This is a genomic window from Pseudomonas sp. p21 (assembly GCF_001642705.1).
Lineage (GTDB): Bacteria > Pseudomonadota > Gammaproteobacteria > Pseudomonadales > Pseudomonadaceae > Aquipseudomonas.
On sequence record NZ_LWBV01000002.1, the window covers coordinates 758,353 to 780,147 of the forward strand.

At 61.1% G+C, this 21,795-nt stretch carries 19 protein-coding genes; 5 read left to right on the forward strand and 14 right to left on the reverse strand.

Going from position 1 to position 21,795, the window contains the following annotated elements; translation table 11 throughout:
• Positions 1-94: 94 nt before the first annotated feature.
• The gene (locus A4C63_RS08395) at positions 95-1,855 is read right to left on the reverse strand and encodes a cation:proton antiporter (RefSeq protein WP_063912277.1); all 1,761 of its coding nucleotides are present in this window, start codon (positions 1,853-1,855) and stop codon (positions 95-97) included.
• A gap of 343 nt (positions 1,856-2,198) precedes the next feature.
• On the opposite strand from A4C63_RS08395, the gene A4C63_RS08400 reads away from it, so the two are divergent.
• Positions 2,199-2,684, forward strand: a complete 486-nt coding sequence (locus A4C63_RS08400; RefSeq protein WP_016712753.1) for an acyl-CoA thioesterase — start codon at positions 2,199-2,201, stop codon at positions 2,682-2,684.
• Here the strand turns inward: A4C63_RS08400 and pdxY are convergent.
• Positions 2,681-3,553, reverse strand: a complete 873-nt coding sequence (gene pdxY / locus A4C63_RS08405; protein WP_063912278.1) for a pyridoxal kinase PdxY — start codon at positions 3,551-3,553, stop codon at positions 2,681-2,683. The genes A4C63_RS08400 and pdxY overlap by 4 nt on opposite strands.
• 120 nt (positions 3,554-3,673) lie before the next feature.
• Here pdxY and A4C63_RS08410 point away from each other — a divergent pair, with 120 nt between their 5' ends.
• Positions 3,674-4,066, forward strand: a complete 393-nt coding sequence (locus A4C63_RS08410; RefSeq protein ID WP_013974846.1) for a DUF3301 domain-containing protein — start codon at positions 3,674-3,676, stop codon at positions 4,064-4,066.
• Here the strand turns inward: A4C63_RS08410 and A4C63_RS08415 are convergent, their stop codons facing one another.
• From A4C63_RS08415 to zigA, 3 genes are read right to left on the reverse strand one after another with little or no spacing between them, the layout of a single operon-like run.
• A complete protein-coding gene (locus A4C63_RS08415) occupies positions 4,067-5,038 on the reverse strand; it encodes a GTP-binding protein (protein ID WP_063912279.1) in 972 nt (323 codons plus the stop codon).
• Positions 5,039-5,077: 39 nt separating this feature from the next.
• On the reverse strand, positions 5,078-5,704 hold the full coding sequence (locus tag A4C63_RS08420; protein WP_063912280.1) for a DUF1826 domain-containing protein: 627 nt from the start codon (positions 5,702-5,704) through the stop codon (positions 5,078-5,080).
• A complete protein-coding gene (zigA, locus tag A4C63_RS08425; RefSeq protein WP_063912281.1) occupies positions 5,701-6,909 on the reverse strand; it encodes a zinc metallochaperone GTPase ZigA in 1,209 nt (402 codons plus the stop codon). The genes A4C63_RS08420 and zigA overlap by 4 nt, the downstream gene beginning before the upstream one ends.
• Before the next feature lie 123 nt (positions 6,910-7,032).
• Here zigA and folE2 point away from each other — a divergent pair, with 123 nt between their 5' ends.
• Positions 7,033-7,938, forward strand: coding sequence for a GTP cyclohydrolase FolE2 (gene folE2 / locus A4C63_RS08430; RefSeq protein WP_063912282.1), 906 nt, complete (start codon positions 7,033-7,035; stop codon positions 7,936-7,938).
• Here the strand turns inward: folE2 and A4C63_RS08435 are convergent.
• The gene (locus A4C63_RS08435; protein ID WP_015272374.1) at positions 7,922-8,449 is read right to left on the reverse strand and encodes a DUF3617 domain-containing protein; all 528 of its coding nucleotides are present in this window, start codon (positions 8,447-8,449) and stop codon (positions 7,922-7,924) included. The two genes, folE2 and A4C63_RS08435, sit on opposite strands and share 17 nt — an antisense overlap.
• 132 nt (positions 8,450-8,581) lie before the next feature.
• Here A4C63_RS08435 and cls point away from each other — a divergent pair, with 132 nt between their 5' ends.
• On the forward strand, positions 8,582-10,021 hold the full coding sequence (gene cls / locus A4C63_RS08440; protein ID WP_063912283.1) for a cardiolipin synthase: 1,440 nt from the start codon (positions 8,582-8,584) through the stop codon (positions 10,019-10,021).
• Positions 10,022-10,162: 141 nt separating this feature from the next.
• Here the strand turns inward: cls and cfaB are convergent, their stop codons facing one another.
• On the reverse strand, positions 10,163-11,347 hold the full coding sequence (gene cfaB, locus A4C63_RS08445) for a C17 cyclopropane fatty acid synthase CfaB (protein ID WP_063912284.1): 1,185 nt from the start codon (positions 11,345-11,347) through the stop codon (positions 10,163-10,165).
• Positions 11,348-11,554: 207 nt separating this feature from the next.
• On the opposite strand from cfaB, the gene lpdA reads away from it, so the two are divergent.
• Positions 11,555-12,955, forward strand: a complete 1,401-nt coding sequence (gene lpdA, locus A4C63_RS08450; protein WP_063912285.1) for a dihydrolipoyl dehydrogenase — start codon at positions 11,555-11,557, stop codon at positions 12,953-12,955.
• Between the two features lie 124 nt (positions 12,956-13,079).
• Here the strand turns inward: lpdA and glmS are convergent, their stop codons facing one another.
• The 7 genes from glmS to atpA form a co-directional block, all read right to left on the reverse strand.
• The gene (gene glmS, locus A4C63_RS08455) at positions 13,080-14,915 is read right to left on the reverse strand and encodes a glutamine--fructose-6-phosphate transaminase (isomerizing) (RefSeq protein WP_063912286.1); all 1,836 of its coding nucleotides are present in this window, start codon (positions 14,913-14,915) and stop codon (positions 13,080-13,082) included.
• A 3-nt stretch (positions 14,916-14,918) separates the two neighbouring features.
• Positions 14,919-15,695 (reverse strand): DeoR/GlpR family DNA-binding transcription regulator, encoded by a 777-nt coding sequence (locus A4C63_RS08460; protein WP_063912287.1) that lies wholly within the window; start codon positions 15,693-15,695, stop codon positions 14,919-14,921.
• 279 nt (positions 15,696-15,974) lie between these two features.
• A complete protein-coding gene (gene glmU, locus A4C63_RS08465; RefSeq protein WP_063912288.1) occupies positions 15,975-17,342 on the reverse strand; it encodes a bifunctional UDP-N-acetylglucosamine diphosphorylase/glucosamine-1-phosphate N-acetyltransferase GlmU in 1,368 nt (455 codons plus the stop codon).
• Positions 17,343-17,456: 114 nt separating this feature from the next.
• Positions 17,457-17,882, reverse strand: coding sequence for a F0F1 ATP synthase subunit epsilon (locus A4C63_RS08470; protein ID WP_023383131.1), 426 nt, complete (start codon positions 17,880-17,882; stop codon positions 17,457-17,459).
• 44 nt (positions 17,883-17,926) lie between these two features.
• Positions 17,927-19,303, reverse strand: a complete 1,377-nt coding sequence (gene atpD, locus A4C63_RS08475) for a F0F1 ATP synthase subunit beta (protein WP_013974904.1) — start codon at positions 19,301-19,303, stop codon at positions 17,927-17,929.
• A 27-nt stretch (positions 19,304-19,330) separates the two neighbouring features.
• The gene (gene atpG, locus A4C63_RS08480) at positions 19,331-20,191 is read right to left on the reverse strand and encodes a F0F1 ATP synthase subunit gamma (RefSeq protein WP_013974905.1); all 861 of its coding nucleotides are present in this window, start codon (positions 20,189-20,191) and stop codon (positions 19,331-19,333) included.
• Between the two features lie 48 nt (positions 20,192-20,239).
• Positions 20,240-21,784, reverse strand: coding sequence for a F0F1 ATP synthase subunit alpha (atpA, locus tag A4C63_RS08485; protein ID WP_063912289.1), 1,545 nt, complete (start codon positions 21,782-21,784; stop codon positions 20,240-20,242).
• Positions 21,785-21,795: the final 11 nt, after the last annotated feature.

A 21,795-nucleotide genomic window follows, 5' to 3' on the forward strand; every position in this document is an offset into this window, starting at 1 on the left:
AGCTAAAATCGCCAGGCTTTCTGCGCCTGGCGACATCGCTACCGCTCCATCCCCTCGGACGACGGTGAAATCTTGCGCAGGAAGCATGCCCCCTTCAGTGCGTATTCTCGCGGCTGTTCTCCAGCGTCTCCAGCAAGGCAATCTGCATGCGCGTATGCACGCGGATAAACCAGCGCCACAGCAAGGCCACCACCACCGCAGCCACCACGGCAATCACCAGCAGCAACTCGCTGGTCGGCAGAATGCTTGCCGACAGCGCCGACAGCAGCAGGAAAATCACCAGTAGCGACAACAGCGGGATCACCTCGGCAATCACTCGGCGCACACGCTGGGTATGCCGCCCGGCCATTTCGGGCTTGACGCCCATCTCCGCGAGCAGCATAGACAGCGCCTTGAGCTTGCGATAGGCAGCAATCAGGAACGGCAGCGACAGCAATAACGCTGCCCCCCAGATTAGCGCTTTCTGCTGGCTGGCATCGCTGACCCACTCGCTGAGCCAGTTACCGATACGCCCGGCGAAGTAGCCACCACTGAAGAAGATGGCGATCACCAGCGCCAGGTTCACCCCCACCTGCAACAGGATGCGCCGGATCATCGCCGCCAGCATGGCGCTCTCGCCCTGCGGCTGGATGCTGCGCAACCATTCGCCATACAACGACAGCACCCGCGCCAGGCGGCTGGGCACTACCTTGCCCAACTTGAGCGACAGCGGGTCGGCGGCACGGATCAGGTAGGGTGTCAGCAGCGTGGTGATTGCCGATACCGCCACAGCCACCGGGTAGAGGAAGTCGCTGGTCACCTGCAGGGTCATGCCCAACGCGGCGATGATGAAGGAAAACTCGCCAATTTGCGAAAGCCCCATGCCCACCCGCAGCGATGTGCGCCCGTCATTGCCGGCAATGAACGCGCCCATGCCGCATGACAGCATCTTGCCCAACACCACCGCCAGGGTGATGACCACGATCGGCCAGGCGTAGTCGATCAGCACCTGGGGGTCGATCATCAGGCCGATGGCGACGAAGAAGATGGCGCTGAACAGGTCGCGTACCGGTTCGATCAGGCTCTCGATCTTCAACAACTGGCGCGATTCGGCCATGATCGCGCCAATCAGGAAGGCTCCAAGCACCATGCTGTATTCCAGCTTCACTACCAGCAGGCAGAAGCCGAAGCACAGGCCCAGTACGGTAATCAGCAACATCTCGTTGCTTTCGAATTTGGCCACGTAGGCCAGCAGCCGCGGCACCAGCAGGATGCCGATGACCAGCGCGACGATCATGAACAGCGACAGCTTGCCAACAGTGGAGAACACCTCGCCCGAGCTGACCGTGCCACTGACGGCGATGCCCGACAGCAGAGCGATGATGCCGATGCCGAGGATGTCCTCGACGATCAGCACGCCGAAGATAAGCTGGGCGAAACGCTCGTTCTTCATCTTCAGGTCGTTGAGCGCCTTGACGATGATGGTGGTCGAGGAAATTGCCAGGATGGCACCGAGGAACAGCGAATCCATGGTGTTCCAGCCGAACCAGCGGCCGATCTCGAAGCCGATCCAGATCATCAGCACGATTTCCAGGAACGCCGCGATGAACGCCGTGGCGCCTACCTTGAACAGCTTGCGCAGGCTGAACTCGAGCCCCAGGCAGAACATCAGGAAGATCACCCCCAGTTCGGCGAGGGTCTTGATGGTGTCTTCGTCGTGGATCAGGCCGAACGGTGGGGTGTGCGGGCCGATGATGAAGCCGGCGACGATGTAGCCCAGCACCACGGGTTGCTTGAGGCGGTGAAAGAGAACGGTGACCACGCCGGCAACCAGCATGATGACAGCCAGGTCCTGGATGAAGCTGATGGCATGCATGGCGTGATACTCCTTTTCTCGTCTGTTGCCGGATGCCTGGGCAGACCGCTCCTCTGCCAAGGCAACCCTGAGCGAGCAGCAAGTACATACTGTTTTGAATGCAGGAAAGGCCCATGTTGCATGGGCGTAGTCAGGTTAACATCGCACCCCGCCGCAAAAAGGCGATGCAATATGCAGAAACAGATCGGCTGGAAAAGCGCCGCTGATGGCATGATCGGCGTGACGATGGAGCGTCGGCCAACGTCCCGTACCAGGAAGGCAAATTCAAAAGAGGGGAACAGAAGTGTCTGCAGATAATGCCCCCCATTCGCCCGATTCAGCGCAACCTCACCGTGAGCACACTATGGAACCTGGAAACGCCCAGCTGAGCATGACCGTCCTGATGACCCCGGACATGGCCAACTTTTCTGGCAACGTACATGGCGGCACCCTGCTCAAGTACCTCGACGAAGTGGCCTATGCGTGCGCCAGCCGCTATGCCGGCAGTTATGTGGTCACCCTGTCGGTCGACCAGGTGATCTTCCGCGAGCCGGTGCACGTGGGCGAACTGGTGACCTTCCTGGCGTCGGTCAACTACACCGGCAACACCTCGATGGAGGTGGGCATCAAGGTGGTGACCGAGAACATCCGCGAGCGCTCGGTACGCCATTCCAACAGCTGCTTCTTCACCATGGTCGCGGTCGACGACAACCGTCGCCCGGTGGCGGTGCCGCCACGCCAGCCGCAAAGCAGCGAAGAAAAGCGCCGCTTCCTGCAGGGCCAGCAGCGCCGGCAGATCCGCCAGGAACTGGAAAAGCGCTACCAGGACCTGAAAACCGACGCCATTTAAAGCGCCAGCAACTGTGCCTCGAAGCGCACCCGTGGGTGCGCGATGCGGTCCTGGGCCCGCACCAGTTGCAGCTCGTAGCTGGCGCAGGCCTGGGTTTCCAGCAGCACTTCATGCACGGCTGCAGCGGTGAACTCGAACGCCTGCACCCAGCTGTCGCCGAGTAGCACGCGGGCCAGGAACAGGCCTGAGGTCAGGTCACCCACTCCCACCGGTTGCCGCGGGAACGCCAGCAGCGGGCGACGCAGGTGCCAGCTGTGCTCGGCGGTCACCAGCAGCATCTCGAACTGGTCCTCGGCACGCCCGGGGTAAGCCAGGTGCTTGACCAGCACCACCTGCGGCCCGCGCTGCAGCAGGCTACGGGCCATGTTCACACAGTCCTCCAGCGACTGCGCCCGGCGCCCACAGAAGCTGTCCAGCTCCAGCTGGTTGGGGCACAGGATGTCAGCCGTGGTGGCCGCCTCGTCGAGCAGGAACTCGCTGACTTCCGCTGGCACGATGCAGCCCTTCTCCGGGTGCCCCATGACCGGGTCGCACAGGTACAAAGCCTTTGGGTTTACTGCCTTGATCCGCTCGACACCGGCCAGAATCGCCCGCCCTTGTTCGGCGCTGCCCAGGTAGCCGGACAGCACCGCGTCGCAGTGGCCCAGCTCGCCGATGTTGGAAATGCCTTCCACCAACGCAGGAATTTGCGCCGGGGCAAGCACTTCACCCGCCCACTGGCCATACTGTGTGTGATTGGAAAACTGCACGGTATTGAGCGGCCACACATTGACCCCGATACGCTGCATGGGAAACACCGCGGCGCTGTTGCCGGCGTGGCCGAACACCACATGGGACTGGATGGCGAGCAGGTGCGGGGTACGTTTCATGCGGGAGGTTTCCAAAGCTGTTTCAGGGATTGTGCGCAGCGCAGTATGAACTCGATTGCCACCTGTACGACAGGCCAGGGACGCAGTTAAGCTGGATCGACCTGTTTGGAGCATATGCAAATGTTGACCCTGGAAAACCTCTTCGTCCTGATGCTGGTCGCCACGGCAGGCGCCTGGTTGTGGCACAACCACGGGTTGCGCGAAAAAGCCCTGGAGCGGGTCAAACAGCATTGCGCCAAGCTCGACCTCGAACTGCTCGACGATGCGGTCGCACTCAAGCGTATCGCCTTTGTCCGTGACGCCAACGGCCGCAAGCGCCTGGCGCGCGTCTACGCCTTCGAATTCACCGTCACCGGCGAGCAGCGCCACCCCGGTACCGTGACCCAGTTCGGCGCCCACAGTGTGCAGATCGAACTGGCGCCCTACCCGTTCGAGATCAAGACCCCGCCCCGCGCCGACAATGTCATCGAGATGCAGCAGTGGCGCCAGGAGCACAACCGCTGGCGCAACTGATCAGCTGACGCGGCATTCGCTCAACCCGGCTTGCAACGCGGGTTGCGATTGCGGCTGATCGAAAATCAGCTCGATGCGAGTATCCCTGCGCCAGTCGCTGGGCTGCCAGGTGGGCATGTCTCCATTCAGGCCATTGAATGATTGCCAACCCTCCACGCTGTGGATAACCCCTTTGGCGCGTCGCCACGGCCAGGCACGCAGGAACGCCTGCAGCCGCTGTGGATAAAACTGCTGCCCGGGATGCCAGCGCCAGCCGATGCTCCAACCCCCCTCTCCCTGCTGGGCAAGACAGATCGGCTGGCCGGGCTCCGCCCATAGCGCTGCCAGTGGATCTACAAGATTGTCAACAATCATGTTATCCACAGACGAGCTGTCGACACTGCCCTTGGGTAAAGCCGGAAGGTCCGACAAGGGCAGCTTCCCTTGGACGGTCCAGAATATTTTCTTTTCATAAAATCTATTATTTATTAACAACTTAGCATATTCATCCACAACCTCTGATTTGTTGAAAACAACGCTTTCAGAAGCATCGAACGCCTGCTGTTGAGCCTCCGGAAGCCGCTCGTTACGGACCATCGACTGCGCATCCACAACCATCAACAATGGCTGTATTGTCAGCACTCCAGCCCAAGGGGCTTGTTGTAACTGCGCAAGCAACTGCAAGGGATGACCCAGCCCGGACGGCTCGATTAACAACCGGTCAGGCCGGGATTTGCGCAGCAGCCGGCCCAGGCCCACCTGGAACGGCATGCCATTGACGCAGCACAGGCAGCCACCTGCGACCTCGCCGATGGCGATGCCGTCTTCGTCACGGCTGAGCAAGGCGGCATCCAGGCCTACCAGGCCGAATTCGTTGATCAATACAGCCCAGCGCTCATTGGCCGGGCGCTGGGCCAGCAGATGACGGATCAGGGTGGTCTTGCCGGCCCCCAACGGGCCGGCAATCACGTGGGTGGGAATGTTCTGCAGCATGGGTGGCTTCGGGCAGTGGTGATGCCTCACTATGCGCCGTCAGGCCAGCCAGTCAAGGCTGAGCAACAGGCGCCCCTGCTGGCCCGAGGGCGAACGATGCACCAGGCCTGCACCTTCGTTGCCCTGCCACTTCTCACCTTTGAGCACCGCCACATCACCAGCTTGCAGGTGCTGGATGTTATCCACAGAAGGTAGGGCTGCGTGTAACTCACCGCGTTGACTCCTGTGCTCTTGCAACCACTCGCTGCCCGGACCGGTATAGGTGGTGAGCAGACGCAGCGGCACGTTATCCACATGAAAGCGCGGGCACATGGGGCCAGCCAGTACCCGCAGGCGCAAACCGACCCGCCGCGCACCTACCAGGCAGGTATAGGCCGCCACCAGCCAGGTCACATCGGCCACGAATGCCTCGTAGCCGTGCAAGTCCGCCGCTTCGCGCATCAACTCGGTCAGTACCGGCATGTGCTGCTCGTCCACATCGATGACGCGCTGGTCTGCCAAGGGCTGGCCAAGGCTGACCACCAGCGCGGCAAAGTCCTCCAGTTGCGGCGGCAAACGTCGGCGCCATACCGCCAGGTTCACGCCATCCTGCAGCACTTCAGTCAGCACCTGCGGTGTGTCGCCGAACACCTGGAAGATATCCACAGGCTTGCGTGCGGGGTTCATGCTGCCGCCTCCTCATGCCATGGGCCGAACGGATCGGGCAGGCGCAACCAGCCCATGTGCCCCAAGTCCATTTCCTGATCGGTCAACAGGCATGCATCGAGTGCTGTGGATAATTTTGCGAAGTCGATATTCTGCCCGATGAACACCAGTTCCTGACGGCAGTCACCACTCTCGGCAGCCCAGTTTTTCATGATCGCAGCAGTGTTATCCACATCCTGTGGCCACTGCTCGCGCGGCACAAAACGCCACCAGCGGCCCGCCAGGCCATGGCGCATCATGCCGCCCGCCTGCGACCAGCTTCCGGCCTCCTGGTACTTACTGGCCAACCAGAAAAAACCTTTCGAACGCAGCAGTCGGCCATTGCTCCAGGGCGTGTGGATAAAGTCGAAGAAGCGCTGTGGATGAAGCGGGCGCCGGGCCTGCCAGGTAGTGGCGGCTATGCCGTACTCTTCGGTTTCCGGCACATGCTCGCCGCGCAACTCCTGCAGCCAACCCGGTGCCTGGGCAGCCTGGTCGAAGTCGAACAGGCCGGTGTCGAGGATGCGCGCCAGCGGCACTTCGCCCATGACCATGGGCACGATCTGCGCCCGGGCATTGAGGCTGCGCAGAATGGCCATGAGCTCTTCGCGCTCGTGCTGGCTGATCAGGTCGATCTTGCTTAGCAACAGCACATCGGCGAACTCGACCTGCTCAATCAACAAGTCACTGATTGAGCGCTCGTCCTCCTCACCCAGGGTTTCGCCACGGCTGGCCAGGCTGTCTGCTGCCTGGTAATCACGCAGGAAGTTCAGGCCATCGACCACGGTGACCATGGTGTCCAGCCGCGCCATGTCGGACAGGCTGCGGCCCTGTTCGTCACGGAAGGTGAAGGTCTCGGCCACCGGCAGCGGCTCCGAGATCCCCGTGGACTCGATCAGCAAATAATCGAAACGCCCTTCTTCGGCCAACCGTGCCACTTCCTCGAGCAGGTCTTCACGCAGCGTGCAGCAGATGCAGCCATTGCTCATCTCCACCAGCTTCTCCTCGGCACGGTTGAGGCTGACGTTGCGCTGCACCTCGCTGGCGTCGATGTTGATTTCGCTCATGTCGTTGACGATGACCGCGACCCGCAGGTTATCGCGGTTACGCAGCACATGGTTGAGCAAAGTGCTCTTGCCGGCGCCAAGGAAGCCGGACAGCACGGTGACAGGGAGACGGTTGGACATGGCGAAACCTCTTCAGGCGAGCGCATTCGAAACGATGCATTGCATAATGTTATAAAGTAACAATACAATTTCGCCAAGCCCGTTCTCGACGGACGCGTGCTCCCCTTCTGTTTGGAATGCCAAATGAACCAGCTCAAGCTCCCCGACATTGCCGCCCAATCCCAGGAATATGCCTTGCCGTTGAACTGGGTGGGTATGTGCGGGATCGCCCTGCCTGTGCAGTTCGAAGGGCGCACGGCGGCTGCAACCATCGATGCCGGTGTAAGCCTGGTAGACGGCAGCTCACGGGGTATCCATATGTCTCGGCTTTACCTTGCCCTGGCTTCCCTGGAGCATCAGCCCCTGACGCCGCTCGCCATGCGCCAACTGCTGGCTCACTTTCTGAGCAGCCACGAAGGCCTTTCTTCTGCGGCTTATCTGCGCCTGCACTTCGACCATCTGCTGAAAAGGCCAGCCCTGGTCAGCCCATTGGATGGTTGGAAAAGCTATGCGGTAACAGTCGACGCAAGGATGGAAAACGAAATGTTCCACGTGGAACTATCCGTTTCCGTGCCTTACTCGTCGACCTGCCCATGCTCGGCTGCACTTGCACGGCAGCTGATTCAGCAGCAGTTCCAGGCGCATTTCGGCGCTGAGCAGGTCGAAAAATCTGCAGTGCTGCAGTGGCTTGGCAGCGCCGAAGGCATCGTAGCGACGCCCCATAGCCAACGCAGTAGCGCACAAATCCGGGTAAGGCTGCGCAGCAATCAGCAGGTACTGCCAATCACCGAGCTGATCGACCGCATAGAAGCCAGCCTGGGGACAGCGGTACAGACCGCGGTAAAGCGCGCAGACGAGCAAGCCTTTGCCTTGGCCAACGGCCAGAACCTGATGTTCTGCGAAGACGCCGCACGACGCCTGCACAAGGCGCTACGGCAAATAGAGTGGAGCACGGCCTTCAAGCTGCGCGTGGAACATGCAGAAAGCCTGCATGCCCACGACGCTGTCGCGACCAGCCAATGGCAATGGGATGTCAGCTGCGCGGTTTGACCGAACCGCAATCATTACCCAGCCACACGGCACGGGTGTTCATGCTGCCTTGCTGCTGAACACCCGAGGCGTTGAAGGTGCCATTGACCTGTGTGGTGAACTCCCGGTCACTGAGGAAAGTCGCCTGGCCACTGCCCTGTGCCTTGGGGCAACTGAACTGGAATTTCCACACATTGCCGGTGCGGTCGGTGATCTTCTGGGTACAACCTGACTTCGGGTCCTGCAGCGGGATATCGTTGGTTGCCACCTGTTCTGGCGTCAGGCACGAGCGCACCCCCTTGCCTCCAACAGTCACCCCCTGTTTGGCCAGCACCCCTTCCATCATCGCACGCTGCTCCGGCGGTAGGTTTTTCAACTGGCCGAGCATGAACTCCATGTCGGGTAACGGCTTGCCATCGACCTGCATGTTGCTGGTGGTCAGCTCCCACAAACCTGGCTGCAGCATCTGAGCATGCACCAGCGGGCTGCTCACACCTAGGGCCAACGCCAACAGTGGCAGACGAATCTTCATGGACGAACGCTCCTGGAAAAAAGCCGGCCAAGCGGGCCGGGCTGAGCCTTAGACGCCAAATCCACCTGCAGGTTGCAAGGCGGACCGGGAACGTGTTCTGTTACTCAAGTGTACTCGGCCAGCAGGATGCATATGGACTACCACAGCCCCTACTTCTTCGGTTACCTACTCGGCCTGGTTCACCTGCTGGGTATCGTCGCCGCACTGCACGCACTGTTCACCGTGCGTACTGCCCAGGGCGCAATCGCCTGGGCCATGCCGTTGTTCTTCATCCCCTACCTCACCCTGATCCCTTACCTGATCTTCGGTGCGCGCTCGTTCTATGCCTACATCAAAGCCCGGCGCCAGGCCAACCAGGAAATGCACGTGGCCATGGCCAACCTCAACTGGCGGCCTTGGGTAGAAGAAGCCCTCACCGCCCGCGAGTCGGAAAGCTATGCGGCCCTGCGCGCCATGCCCAAGCTCGGGCGCATGCCCTGCCTGGCCAACAACCAGGTGAAGCTGCTGATCGATGGCAAGGCGACATTCGATGCCATTTTCGCTGCCATCGAAAAAGCCCGCGCCGTGGTGCTGGTGCAGTTCTTCATCATCCATGACGACAGCTTGGGCAAGGCGTTGCAGCAACTGCTGCTGCGCAAGGCCGCCGAGGGGGTACAGGTGTTCGTGCTGTACGACCGCGTCGGCAGCCATGCCTTGCCGGCCAGCTATAGCCAGCTGCTGCGCGACGGTGGTGTACAGATCCATGCCTTCGCTACCCGTCGTGGCTGGTTCAACCGCTTCCAGGTGAACTTCCGCAACCACCGCAAGATCGTTGTGGTGGATGGCCTGCTCGGTTTCATCGGCGGGCACAACGTGGGCGATGAGTACCTCGGTGGTCACCCGCAGCTCTCACCCTGGCGCGACACCCATGTGCAGATCAGCGGGCCGGTGCTGGCCTGCCTGCAGGAGTCGTTCGCCGAGGACTGGTACTGGGCCACGCGCCAACTACCGCCGCTGATCCTGCCGGACGACTATCCGGATAACGGCGTGCTGTGCCAGGCCTTGGCCAGCGGCCCGGCCGACCCACAGGAAACCTGCTCGCTGTTCTTCCTTGAGGCTATCCATTCAGCCACCCGGCGCGTGTGGATCACCAGCCCGTACTTCATCCCCGACGAGGCGGTGTTCGCCGCATTGCGCCTGGCGGTACTGCGAGGGGTCGATGTGCGCGTGCTGATCCCGTCACGTCCAGACCATCGCATCGTCTATGCCGCCTCCAGCCTGTTCGCCTTCGAAGCGGTACGTGCGGGTGTACGCATGTTCCGCTATCAACCGGGCTTCCTGCACCAGAAGGTGGTGCTGGTGGATGACGATGTCAGCGCGATCGGCAGTGCCAACCTGGACAACCGCTCGTTCCGCCTGAACTTCGAGATCACCCTGCTGACGGTCGACCGCGGCTTCGCCGACCAGGTCGAGAACATGCTGATAAATGACTTTGAACAGGCACGGGAAATTACTGCGGAGGACAGCCGCGATACCCATCGGCTGCAGCAACTGGGGATGCGGATTGCGCGGCTGATTTCGCCGATTCTGTGATGCGTCTGCGCACCTCGCAAGGTATCGCGGCCCTTGTGGGAGCGGGTTTACCCGCGAAGACGTCAGTGGCTGTACCGACGCATTCGCGGGTAAACCCGCTCCCACAGGGTATGGTGTCGCGCTTGCGTGCTTGGTTGCAATTCAGCGATACAAGTCTTCACGCGTCCAGGGTAGATCATGGTGCCCATCGGCGTAGGGCTTCACGGCCAGTATCTGGTGCAGGTTGATCCAGCCCTTCTGGAAGGCATAGGCACACCCGGCCAGGTACAGGCGCCAGATGCGCAAGGTCTTCTCGGGCACCAGCGCCGCCGCCTTGTGCAACTGGTTCTCCAGGTTCTCGCTCCAGTGGTGCAAAGTCTTGGCGTAGTGCAAACGCAGGCTTTCCACGTCCACCACCTCCAGCCCCGCTTCACAGATGCTGGCGCTGATCATTGACAGGTGCGGCAGCTCGCCGTGGGGGAACACGTAGCGGTCGATGAACTCGCCTGCGCCACGCCCGACCGGGCGGCCATCTACATGCTTGGCGGTGATGCCGTGGTTCATCACCAGGCCCCCTTCCCTCACGGCACCGAACAGCTTCTGACTATACAGCGCCAGGTTGGCATGCCCGACATGCTCGAACATGCCAACGCTGACAACCTTGTCGAAGCGGCCATCCTGAGGCAGGTCGCGGTAGTCGAGAATCTGCAGGTCGATCCTGTCGGCCAGCCCCTCTGCCTTGACCCGCTGGCGGCCAAGCTTGAGCTGCTCCTTGCTCAAGGTGATACCAAACACCTTGGCGCCATATTCGCGAGCAGCGAAACGCGCCAGCCCACCCCAGCCACAACCAACGTCGAGCAGGTAGTCACCTGTGTCCAGCCGCAGCTTGCGGCACAGGTGATCGAATTTGTCCTGCTGTGCCTGATCAAGCGTGTTGTCCGGCTCACGGAAGTAGGCGCAGGAGTAGGCCATGTCCTGATCCAGCCAGAGCTGGTAGAACGCGTTGGAAACATCGTAATGGTAGGAAATGGCTTCAGCGTCGGTGCTCTTGTCATGGGCCCGCCGTTGCGGTGGAACGTCGTCCTCGTCGGTCAGTAGCGCTTCGCTCAGCTCATCGCATACGCGGATGGCTTCACCAATGTCGCCTTCCAGCTCCAGCTTGCCTTCGACGAATGCCGTGCCCAGCTGGTCCATGCTCGGGTGGCTCAACTGGCTGATCAGCTGCGGCTCCTTGACCAGGATGGTGACCTGCGGGCTAGGCCCCAGATCGAACTGGTTACCGTCCCACAGTTTCAGCCGCAGCGGCAGATGCAGGCTCTGCAGTGCCGGTGGAAGTTGCGCAAGCATGAACGACCCTCCTGTCCGTATTTGGCCACGACGCCTGATATTTCGAACGTCGCCGGATCAGAGTAGTTCATTCGTGGGATGTTTCCTCTAAACCAGACCATGGTCTAGAACCAACTGATCTTATCCATACAGCAGATTGTATACAATTTTTGCATCTCAGCTTAACCTTGTGCCCCTCTTGCGCTTCTTCATCCTGGAGTTGAACCCATGAAATCCTATGACGTGGTGATCATCGGCGGTGGCCCTGGCGGCTACAACGCAGCCATCCGTGCCGGCCAGCTGGGCCTGAGCGTAGCCTGCCTGGAAGGCCGCTCGACCTTGGGTGGCACCTGCCTGAACGTGGGCTGCATGCCCTCCAAGGCGTTGCTGCATGCTTCCGAGCTGTACGAAGCCGCCAGCGGTGACGAGTTCGCCCACCTCGGTATCGAAGTCAAACCTACCCTCAACCTCGCCCAGATGATGAAGCAGAAGGACGAGAGCGTGACCGGCCTGACCAAGGGCATCGAGTACCTGTTCCGCAAGAACAAGGTCGACTGGATCAAGGGCTGGGGCCGCCTGGATGGCGTCGGCAAGGTCGTGGTCAAGGCTGAGGACGGCAGCGAAACCGTACTGCAGGCCAAGGACATCGTCATTGCCACCGGCTCCGAGCCTACACCCCTGCCGGGTGTGACCATCGACAACCAGCGCATCATCGACTCGACCGGCGCGCTGTCGCTGCCACAGGTACCCAAGCACCTGGTCGTCATCGGCGCCGGCGTGATCGGCCTCGAGCTGGGTTCGGTATGGCGTCGCCTGGGCAGCCAGGTCACGGTCATCGAATACCTCGACCGCATCTGCCCGGGCACCGATGAAGAAACCGCCAAGACCCTGCAGAAGGCCTTGGCCAAGCAAGGCATGGTATTCAAGCTGGGCAGCAAGGTGACCCAGGCCAGCGCCAGCGCCGATGGCGTGAGCCTGACCCTGGAGCCAGCCGCCGGCGGCACCGCAGAAACGCTGCAGGCTGACTACGTACTGGTCGCCATCGGTCGCCGCCCCTATACCAAAGGGCTGAACCTGGAAAGCGTGGGCCTGGAGACCGACAAGCGCGGCATGCTCGGCAACGACCACCACCGCACTGCCGTGCCGGGTATCTGGGTGATTGGCGACGTCACCTCCGGCCCGATGCTGGCGCACAAAGCCGAAGACGAAGCGGTGGCCTGCATCGAACGCATCGCCGGCAAGCCCCATGAGGTCAACTACAACCTTATCCCTGGTGTGATCTACACCCGCCCGGAGCTGGCCACCGTGGGCAAGACCGAAGAACAGCTCAAGGCCGAAGGGCGTGCCTATAAAGTCGGCAAGTTCCCGTTCACGGCCAACAGCCGCGCCAAGATCAACCACGAGACCGAAGGCTTCGCCAAGGTCATCGCCGATGCCGAGACCGATGAAGTGCTGGGTGTGCACCTGGTGGGCCCAAGTGTCAGCGAGATGATTGGTGAGTTCTGCGTGGCCATGGAGTTCTCGGCCTCGGCGGAAGACATCGCCCTCACCTGCCACCCCCACCCGACCCGCTCCGAGGCCTTGCGCCAGGCAGCGATGAATGTGGACGGGATGGCGATGCAGATCTGATGCGAGATAGCCGTGGGCTGCTTTGCAGCCTACCGCGACACAAGGCCGCTCCTACAGGAGAACGCGATTTCCTGTAAGAGCGGCCTTGTGTCGCGACGGAGCGCAAAGCGCCCCGGCTTCTGGCTTACTCGACCGTAACCGACTTGGCCAGGTTACGCGGCTGGTCCACGTCGGTGCCCTTGAGCACGGCCACGTAATACGACAGCAGCTGCAGCGGAATGGTGTACAGGATCGGCGCCAGGGCGTCGGCGATGTGCGGCACCTTGATCACGTGGGTACCTTCGCCATTGGTCATGCCGGCCTGCTCGTCGGCGAACACCACCAGCTCGCCACCACGGGCGCGCACTTCCTGCAGGTTGGACTTCAACTTCTCCAGCAGCTCGTTGTTCGGCGCAACGGTAACCACCGGCATGTCGTTGTCCACCAGCGCCAGCGGGCCGTGCTTCAGCTCGCCTGCCGGGTAGGCTTCGGCGTGGATGTAGGAGATTTCCTTGAGCTTGAGTGCACCTTCCATCGCCACCGGGTACTGCGCACCGCGGCCGAGGAACAGGGTGTGGTGCTTGTCGGCGAACAGCTCGGCGATTTTCTCGACGGTGGCGTCCATGGCCAGGGCTTCGCCCAGGCGGGCCGGCAGGCGGCGCAGTTCTTCAACCAGCTCTGCTTCGACGCCAGCTTCCAGGGTACCGCGCACCTGGCCCAGGGCCAGGGTCAGCAGCATCAGCGATACCAGCTGGGTGGTGAAGGCCTTGGTCGAGGCCACGCCGATTTCCGGGCCGGCCAGGGTCAGCAGGGTCAGGTCCGACTCACGTACCAGCGAGCTGATACCGACGTTGCAAATCGCCAGGCTGCCGAGGAAGCCCAGTTCCTTGGCGTTGCGCAGCGCGGCCAGGGTATCGGCGGTTTCGCCAGACTGCGAGATGGAGACGAACAGGGTGTCCGGCTGCACCACTACTTTGCGGTAACGGAACTCACTGGCCACTTCCACCTGGCACGGGATGCCGGCCAGGCTTTCCAGCCAGTAACGGGCGACCATGCCGGCGTGGTAGCTGGTACCGCAGGCAACGATCTGCACGTTGCGCACCTTGGCGAACAGTTCGGCAGCCTTCGGGCCGAAAGCCTGGACCATCACGTTGTCCTTGCCCAGACGGCCTTCCAGGGTGCGCTGCACCACGCTTGGCTGCTCGTGGATTTCCTTGAGCATGAAGTGGCGGTAGGCGCCCTTGTCGGCGGCTTCAGCACCTTCGTGGTACTGCACGGTTTCACGCTGGACCTTGTGCCCGTCCTGGTCCCAGATGGAGACCTGGTCACGGCGGATCTCGGCGATGTCGCCTTCTTCCAGGTACATGAAGCGGTCGGTGACCTGGCGCAGGGCCAGCTGGTCGGACGCCAGGAAGTTCTCGCCCAGGCCCAGGCCGATGACCAGCGGGCTGCCGCTGCGTGCAGCTACCAGGCGGTCAGGCTGCTTGGCGCTGATCAGCGCCAAGCCATAAGCGCCATGCAGGCGCTTCACCGCAGCCTTCAGGGCATCGGTCAGGTCCGGGATGCTCTTCAGGGTGTGGTGGATCAGGTGGACGATGACTTCGGTATCGGTCTGCGAAGTGAAGACATAGCCGAGGTCCTTCAGCTCTTCGCGCAGTTCTTCGTGGTTCTCGATGATGCCGTTGTGCACCACGGCCACATCACTGCCCGAGAAGTGCGGGTGGGCGTTACCTTCGGTCGGCGCACCGTGGGTGGCCCAGCGGGTGTGGGCGATGCCCAGCTGGCCGGCCAGTGGCTCGGCGGCAACAGCGGCTTGCAGCTCGCTGACCTTGCCGATACGACGGCGGCGTTGCAGTTCACCGTTCTGGGTGAGGACGGCCAGGCCAGCGCTGTCGTACCCACGGTACTCAAGACGCTTGAGGCCTTCGATCAAGATGGCTGTGATGTTGCGCTCGGCGACGGCACCAACGATTCCACACATGGTTTATTGCTCCTGGCTGATCGCGGCGCAGATCAGGTTGATGCCGCGGGCTTGAATTTGTTCGCGTGCCGCTGCGGGCAGGCGTTCGTCAGTAATAAGGGTGTGCACGCTGCCCCAGGGCAGCTCGAGGTTGGGGATCTTGCGCCCGACCTTGTCCGATTCGACCATCACGATCACCTCACGGGCGACTTCGGCCATGACCCGGCTCAGCCCGAGAAGTTCGTTGAAGGTGGTGGTGCCGCGGCCGAGGTCGATACCGTCAGCGCCGATGAACAACTGGTCGAAATCGTAGGAGCGCAACACCTGCTCGGCCACCTGGCCCTGGAACGACTCGGAATGCGGGTCCCAGGTGCCACCGGTCATAAGCAGCACCGGCTCGTGTTCGAGATCGCAGATGGCGCGGGCCACGTTCATCGAATTGGTCATCACCACCAGGCCAGGCTGGCGCCCCAGTTCGGGGATCATGGCTGCCGTGGTGCTGCCGCTGTCGATGATGATGCGCGCATGTTCGCGGATACGCGCGACGGCGGCGCGGGCAATGGCCTTTTTATAAGAAGACACAGGCTGGGCGGGCTCACCCAGCAGCTCTTGTGGCACCGGGACCGCGCCACCGTAGCGCCGTAACAACAGGCCATTGGTTTCGAGGGCAGCGAGATCCTTGCGGATGGTGACTTCCGAGGTTGCGAAACGCTTGGCCAAAGCGTCCACACTCACCTCGCCCTGCTCGCTGAGCAAAGCCAGGATGTTGTGCCGCCGCTGCGGGGTGTTTCGTTTCGACATGAGCGCTTAAGTTTCGTTTCGAAAGATAATGATGGCAATCAAAACCTAAGATGAACGATTCGTCAAGCTGTGGATAAATCTTCACGGCAAATTGGCGCCCTGTGGAGCGGGTTTACCCGCGAAGAACGAGACACGGTGTTTGGCACCGGCTTCGCCGGTGTTCGCGGGTGAACCCGCTCCCACAGGGATTGCGCCGGACTGTAATTGAGTGCGACCTACCAACAAAAAAGCCGACTTATTCACATAAGTCGGCTTTCGATCGAAACAGCTGTGTATAACTCAGCTCTTCTTGATCTTTTCCGGCCGCTTCCAACCCGAGATGTTGCGTTGGCGCGCGCGAGCCACCGCCAGGTCGCCTGCCTCCACGGTCTGGGTGATGGTCGAGCCGGCAGCAGTAGTCGCACCAGCCATGATTTCCACAGGCGCTACCAACGAGTTGTTCGAGCCGATGAACACGTCCTCGCCCATCACGGTCTTGAACTTGTTGGCGCCATCGTAGTTGCAGGTGATGGTGCCGGCGCCGATGTTGGTGCGCGCACCGATTTCGGCATCGCCCAGGTAAGTCAGGTGGCCGGCCTTGGCACCCTCACCCAGGTGGGCGTTTTTCAGTTCGACGAAGTTACCCACATGGGCCTTGGCGTCCAGCACGCTGCCCGGGCGCAGGCGGGCGAACGGGCCGGCATCGCTGCCCTCGCCCATCACGGCGCCTTCCAGGTGGCTGTTGGCCTTGACCACTGCGCCTTTGCGCAGGGTGGTGTTCTTGATCACGCAGTTAGGGCCGATCTGCACATCGTCCTCGATGACCACCTTGCCTTCGAGAATCACGTTGATGTCGATCAGCACGTCACGGCCAACGGTCACTTCACCGCGTACATCGAAGCGCGCCGGGTCGCGCAGGGTCACGCCCTGGGCCATCAGGCGACGGCCTTCGCGCAACTGGTAGTGGCGCTCCAGCTCGGACAGCTGGCGACGGTCGTTGGCGCCTTGCACTTCCATCGGGTCGTGGGGCTGTTCGGTAGCCACCACCAGGCCATCGGCCACTGCCATGGCAATGACGTCGGTCAGGTAATACTCGCCCTGGGCGTTGTTGTTCGACAGGCGGCCCATCCAGTCGGCCAGGCGCGCGGCTGGCAGGGCCAGAATACCGGTGTTGCCTTCCTTGATCGCTTTCTGCGCATCGTTGGCGTCCTTGTGCTCAACGATGGCAGTCACCTTGCCCTGCTCGTCGCGCACGATGCGGCCATAGCCGGTCGGGTCGTCGAGGGTCACCGTGAGCAGGCCCAGCTGCTGCTCGTTGGCCTTGGCCAGCAGACGCTGCAGGGTCTCTACTTCGATCAACGGCACGTCACCGTACAGCACCAGCACGGTGTCGGCGGTCAGCGCCGGCAATGCCTGGGCAACCGCATGGCCGGTACCCAGCTGCTTATCCTGCATGACGAAGTTCAGGTCGTCAGCAGCAAGGCGCTCGCGAACCAGCTCGGCACCATGGCCAATAACCACGTGAATACCTTGCGGCTGCAACTGGCGCGCGCTGTGGATAACATGGCCGAGCATGGAATTGCCGGCTACCGGGTGCAGCACCTTGGGCAGCGCCGAGCGCATGCGGGTGCCTTGGCCGGCGGCGAGAATAACGATATCGAGTGACATTACTGGCTACCAATCCTGGGCGGTCAGTGAAATGACCGGTTTCATAGGTTACAAAAAAAGAAAAAGGGTAGCCGATGGCTACCCTTGTTCTCAATCTACATGAAGCCTGCGGAATTAACCGCCGAACTTCTTGCGGATCTGCTGGACGGTACGCAGCTGGGCTGCGGCCTCGGCCAGACGTGCGGATGCGGCACTGTAGTCGAAATCCGCGCCTTTCTCATGCAGGGCCTTCTCAGCTGCCTTGACGGCATCCTGAGCGGAGGCTTCGTCCAGGTCGGCTGCACGCTGCACGGTGTCGGCGAGTACCTTGACCATGTTCGGCTGCACTTCCAGGAAGCCACCGGAGATGTAGAACACCTCGCGCTCGCCACCCTGCTTGGTCAGCGTGATCGGACCAGGCTTGAGATTGGTGATCAGCGGCGCGTGGCCCGGAGCGATACCAAGATCACCCAGGTTACCGTGCGCAACTACCATCTCGACCAGGCCGGAGAAGATCTCTCCTTCCGCGCTGACGATATCGCAATGGACTGTCATAGCCATCTGCTTGCCTCAACCTGATTAGCGCCCCTTTCGGGGCGCCGGGATTACAGTTTCTTGGCTTTCTCGATCGCTTCGTCGATGCTGCCGACCATGTAGAACGCTTGTTCTGGCAGGTGGTCGTAGTCACCTTTGAGGATGCCGCTGAAGCCAGCGATGGTGTCTTTCAGGGAAACGTACTTGCCTGGCGAACCGGTGAAGACTTCGGCCACGAAGAACGGCTGCGACAGGAAGCGCTGGATCTTACGAGCGCGGGCTACCAGTTGCTTGTCGGCTTCGGACAGTTCGTCCATACCCAGGATCGCGATGATGTCCTTCAGCTCTTTGTAGCGCTGCAGAACATACTGAACGCCACGAGCGGTCTCGTAGTGCTCGTTGCCGATCACGTTCGGGTCCAGCTGGCGCGAAGTCGAGTCCAGTGGGTCGACCGCCGGGTAGATACCCAGGGAGGCGATGTCACGGGACAGAACGACGGTGGCGTCCAGGTGGGCGAAGGTGGTCGCTGGCGACGGGTCGGTCAGGTCGTCCGCAGGTACGTATACGGCCTGTACGGAGGTGATCGAACCTTCCTTGGTGGAGGTGATACGCTCTTGCAGAACGCCCATCTCTTCAGCCAGGGTCGGCTGGTAACCTACTGCCGAAGGCATACGGCCCAGCAGTGCGGATACTTCGGTACCGGCCAGGGTGTAACGATAGATGTTGTCGACGAACAGCAGAACGTCGTTACCTTCGTCACGGAACTTCTCAGCCATGGTCAGGCCGGTCAGCGCTACGCGCAGACGGTTTCCTGGTGGCTCGTTCATCTGACCGTAGACCAGCGCTACTTTGTCGAGAACGTTGGAGTCCTTCATCTCGTGGTAGAAGTCGTTACCCTCACGAGTACGCTCACCCACACCAGCGAACACGGAGTAACCGCTGTGTTCCATGGCGATGTTACGGATCAGTTCCATCATGTTTACGGTCTTGCCGACACCGGCACCACCGAACAGACCAACCTTACCACCCTTGGCGAACGGGCAAACCAGGTCGATAACCTTGATGCCGGTTTCCAGCAGGTCGTTACCGCCTGCCTGGTCAGCGAACGAAGGCGCTGGCTGGTGGATACCGCGACGCTCTTCTTCGCCGATCGGGCCGGCCTCGTCGATAGGGTTGCCCAGTACGTCCATGATACGGCCCAGGGTGGCCTTACCAACAGGAACGGAAATGGCAGCGCCGGAGTCAACGACTTCCAGACCGCGCTTCAGGCCTTCGGTCGAGCCCATCGCAATGGTACGAACCACGCCGTCGCCCAGCTGCTGCTGAACTTCCAGGGTGGTTTCCGCGCCTTGTACTTTCAGCGCGTTGTAAACACTCGGCACGACGTCACGTGGGAATTCCACGTCGATGACGGCGCCGATGATTTGAACGATACGTCCGCTACTCATAGCTGGATCCTCTGAATATTTGAACCGTTAAACCGCGGCAGCGCCGCCGACGATTTCCGAGATCTCCTGGGTGATCGCAGCCTGACGCGCCTTGTTGTAGATCAACTGAAGCTCTTTGATCAAATCACCGGCGTTGTCTGTGGCGTTCTTCATGGCGATCATCCGGGCCGCTTGTTCAGCAGCGTTGTTCTCGACCACCGCCTGGTACACCTGCGACTCCACGTAACGCACCATCAAGCCGTCCAGCAGCTCTTTTGCGTCGGGTTCGTACAGGTAGTCCCAGTGATGCTTGAGATCCTGATCCGGGGTTGCCACCAACGGTACCAATTGCTCGACCGTTGGCTTCTGGGTCATGGTGTTGATGAACTTGTTCGAAACCACCGAGAGGCGATCGATACGGCCGTCCAGGTAGGCGTCCAGCATCACTTTGACGGAGCCGATCAGATCGTTGATCGATGGCTCTTCGCCCAAGTGGCTGATCGCGGCTACGACGTTACCGCCAAAGATGCGGAAGAAAGTCGCACCCTTGCTGCCGATCACGCACAGGTCGATTTCCACGCCCTGTTCGCGGTTTTCGTTCATGTCCTTGACCAGGGCCTTGAACAGGTTGGTGTTCAAGCCACCGCACAGACCACGGTCACTGCTCACCACGATATAACCGGCGCGCTTTACAGGGCGCTCGATCATGAACGGGTGGCGGTATTCCGGGTTGGCGTTGGCCAGATGACCGATCACCTGGCGGATACGCTCCGCGTAAGGACGGCTAGCAGCCATGCGCATTTGTGCCTTGCGCATCTTGCTGACCGCCACTTTCTCCATGGCGCTGGTAATTTTTTGCGTGCTTTTGATGCTCGCAATCTTACTGCGAATCTCTTTTGCGCCTGCCATGTATCACCTATCAGGTTAGCAAGCGGGGGCCTGAGCCCCCGCTGCGGCTTACCAGGTCTGGGTGGCCTTGAACTTCTCGATACCGGCTTTCATGCCAGCGTCGATTTCGTCGTTGAAGTCACCCTTCACGTTGATCTTCGCCATCAGTTCGGCGTGATCACGGTTGAAGTAGGCGATCAGAGCTTGCTCGAAGCTGCCGACCTTGGAGACTTCTACGTCAGTCAGGAAACCACGCTCAGCGGCGTACAGCGACAGGGCCATGTCCGCGATGGACATCGGCGCGTACTGCTTCTGCTTCATCAGCTCGGTTACGCGCTGACCATGCTCCAGCTGCTTGCGGGTCGCTTCGTCCAGATCGGAAGCGAACTGGGCGAATGCAGCCAGTTCACGGTACTGAGCCAGAGCGGTACGGATACCACCGGACAGCTTCTTGATGATCTTGGTCTGAGCGGCACCACCTACGCGGGATACCGAAACACCGGCGTTCACTGCAGGGCGGATGCCCGAGTTGAACATGGCCGATTCCAGGAAGATCTGACCGTCGGTGATGGAAATCACGTTGGTCGGAACGAACGCGGAAACGTCGCCAGCCTGGGTTTCGATGATCGGCAGGGCGGTCAGGGAACCGGTCTTGCCAGTGACTGCGCCGTTGGTGAACTTCTCGACGTACTCTTCCGAAACGCGCGATGCACGCTCCAGCAGACGGGAGTGGAGATAGAACACGTCACCTGGGTACGCTTCACGTCCTGGTGGACGGCGCAGCAGCAGGGAGATCTGACGGTAGGCAACGGCCTGCTTGGACAGGTCATCGTAAACGATCAGGGCGTCTTCACCGCGGTCACGGAAGAACTCGCCCATGGTGCAGCCGGCGTATGGCGCCAGGAACTGCAGTGCGGCGGATTCCGAAGCACTGGCAACGACCACGATGGTGTTGGCCAGGGCGCCGGCTTCTTCCAGCTTGCGAACGATGTTGGCAACGGTGGAACGCTTCTGGCCGACAGCAACATAAACACAGAAAATACCGGAGTCTTTCTGGTTGATGATGGCGTCGATGGCCATGGCGGTCTTGCCGATCTGACGGTCACCGATGATCAGCTCGCGCTGGCCACGGCCGACAGGGATCATGGCGTCGACGGACTTGTAGCCAGTCTGTACAGGCTGGTCTACCGACTTACGCCAGATAACGCCTGGAGCGACCTTTTCGACCGCGTCGGTTTCGGTGGTGGTCAGAGGACCTTTGCCATCGATCGGGTTACCCAGAGCGTCGACGACGCGGCCCAGCAGGCCTTTGCCGACCGGAACTTCCAGGATGCGACCGGTGCACTTGGCGCTCATGCCTTCGGCGAGGGTGTCATAGGCACCCAGGATCACTGCACCTACGGAGTCTTGCTCCAGGTTCAGGGCCATGCCGAATACGCTGCCAGGGAACTCGATCATTTCGCCGTACATGACGTCGGCCAGACCGTGGATCCGCACGATACCGTCGGATACCGAAACAACGGTACCTTCGTTACGGGCTTGGGAGCTCACATCGAGGTTATCGATGCGGCCCTTGATGATTTCACTAATTTCGGAAGGATTGAGTTGCTGCATTGCTCTGCTGC